Origin of the sequence: Dietzia sp. DQ12-76 (genome assembly GCF_014145045.1) — a bacterium.
Classification (GTDB): Bacteria; Actinomycetota; Actinomycetes; order Mycobacteriales; family Mycobacteriaceae; genus Dietzia.
In genome coordinates this window covers 1-2,167 of the sequence record NZ_JAALDV010000560.1, presented here as the reverse complement: position 1 = coordinate 2,167, position 2,167 = coordinate 1, and the positions used below count along the sequence as shown (strand labels likewise).

Below are 2,167 nucleotides of genomic sequence, written 5' to 3'. Positions count from 1 at the left end.
TGATCCACAGCCGCGATTCGGCGCGCGACCGGGTGGCGCGGGTGAAGGAGGACTGGTCCAGCGCGTCGTAGAGCACCCCGGTGTACCGGCTGAGCGCGGGCGCGGTGGGTGAGGACCACAGGTGCGCGTCGTGGGTCACCTCGGCGGCGAGCGAGTCGCCCAGGCCGAGGGCGGTTCGTGCGCCGTCCGGATCGTCGGCGCACATCGCGACCAGGGCTCCGGCCACCGATCGCCGGGTGTCGGTGAGCGCGGGGAGCGACAGCGACGCCAGGTCCAGGGGGGCGCCCGACCCGCCGACGGACTTGGTCTCGGAGGGCGAGAGGAGGATGCGCACCCGGCCGAGGCTACCGTCGCGCCGGAGGCGGGTCCCCGGGCGGCTAGGCTTGACCACCGTGATCACGCGTCTGTCCCACCTGTTCCTGCGCACGCTCCGCGACGACCCGGCCGATGCCGAGGTCCTGAGCCACAAGCTGCTGGTCCGTGCCGGCTACATCCGGCGCGTCGCGCCCGGCGTGTACTCCTGGCTGCCCCTCGGTCTGCGCACCCTCCGGCGGATCGAGCAGGTCGTGCGAGAGGAGATGGACGCCTCCGGCGCCCAGGAGATCAGCCTGCCCGCGCTCCTGCCCCGCGAGCCCTACGAGACGACGGGGCGGTGGACCGAGTACGGGCCGGCGCTGTTCCGTCTCAAGGACCGCAAGGGCAACGACATGCTTCTCGGCCCCACCCACGAGGAGTTGTTCACGCTCACGGTCCAGGGTGAGTACTCCTCGTACAAGGACCTGCCCGTCACCCTGTACCAGATCCAGTCCAAGTACCGGGACGAGGAGCGACCCCGCGCGGGAATCCTCCGGGGGCGTGAGTTCACCATGAAGGACTCGTACTCCTTCGACCTGGACGACGCCGGTCTCGAGCGCTCGTACCAGGTGCACCGGGAGGCCTACCAGCGCATCTTCGACCGCCTGGGAATCGAGTACGTGATCTGCGCCGCCACCTCGGGGGCGATGGGCGGTTCGGCGTCCGAGGAGTTCCTCGCGATCTCCCCGGCGGGTGAGGACACCTTCGTCAGGTCGACCGACGGGCGTTACGCGGCCAACGTCGAGGCGGTCGTGACCCCGGTTCCGCCCTCCCGCCCGCTCGAGGGACTGCCTGCCGCCGTCGTCCACGACACCCCCGGGACGCCGACCATCGCGACGCTGGTCGACTGGGCCAACGGAGCGGGACTCGGCCGCGAGGTGACCGCGGCGGACACCCTCAAGAACGTGATGCTCAAGGTCCGTGCCCCGGGCGGGGACTGGGAACTGCTGGGCGTGGGCCTGCCCGGGGACCGCGAGGTCGACATGAAGCGCCTCGAGGCGGTCCTCGAGCCCGCCGAGGTCGCGGTGCTCGACGACGCCGACTTCACCGCCAACCCGTTCCTCGTCAAGGGGTACATCGGTCCCGGGGCCCTGGCCGCCCACGAGGTCCGGTACCTGGTGGACCCCAGGGTGGTCGAGGGGACCGCGTGGATCACCGGGGCGGACGAGCCCGGCAGGCACGTCGTGGACCTGGTCTGCGGCCGCGACTTCACCCCCGACGGAACGATCGAGGCCGCGGAGGTCAGGGAGGGTGACGAGGCCCCCGACGGCCACGGCACGCTCACCCTCGAACGGGGGATCGAGATCGGCCACATCTTCCAGCTCGGTCGCAAGTACACCGACGCCTTCGGATTCGACGTCCTCGGGGAGAACGGCAAGCCCGCTCGGGTGACGATGGGCTCCTACGGCATCGGGGTGTCCCGGCTGGTGGCCGTGCTGGCCGAGCAGTACGCGGACGAGAAGGGTCTGGTGTGGCCGCAGGCCGCCGCGCCGGCAGACGTCCACGTGGTGATCGCCAACAAGGACGAGGCGGCGATCAGCGGGGCCGCGACGCTCGTGGAGGCGTTCGACCGGGCCCGCCTCGAGGTGATCCTCGACGACCGCAAGGCCTCGCCGGGAGTGAAGTTCAAGGACGCCGAGCTGATCGGTGTCCCGTGGGTGGTCGTGGTGGGCCGTGGCTGGTCGGAGGGGACCGTCGAGCTCCGGGAACGCGCGACGGGCGAGATCACCCAGGTCCCGGTGGACGGCGCCGCCGAGGAGATCGTCCGCACGATCGGGGCCGGGCGCTAGCCGGCCGGACCGGGCGTCAGCGG

Annotated in this window: 2 protein-coding genes; one reads left to right on the top strand and one right to left on the bottom strand. The window is 71.6% G+C overall.

Annotated elements, in window-relative coordinates:
• A partial coding sequence (yaaA, locus tag G6019_RS17530; protein ID WP_309230354.1) for a peroxide stress protein YaaA occupies positions 1-334 on the bottom strand: 334 nt, incomplete at its 3' end.
• 58 nt (positions 335-392) lie between these two features.
• Between yaaA and G6019_RS16730 the strand changes: the two genes are divergently transcribed.
• Positions 393-2,144, top strand: a complete 1,752-nt coding sequence (locus tag G6019_RS16730; RefSeq protein ID WP_107758107.1) for a proline--tRNA ligase — start codon at positions 393-395, stop codon at positions 2,142-2,144.
• The last annotated feature ends 23 nt before the right edge of the window (positions 2,145-2,167 follow it).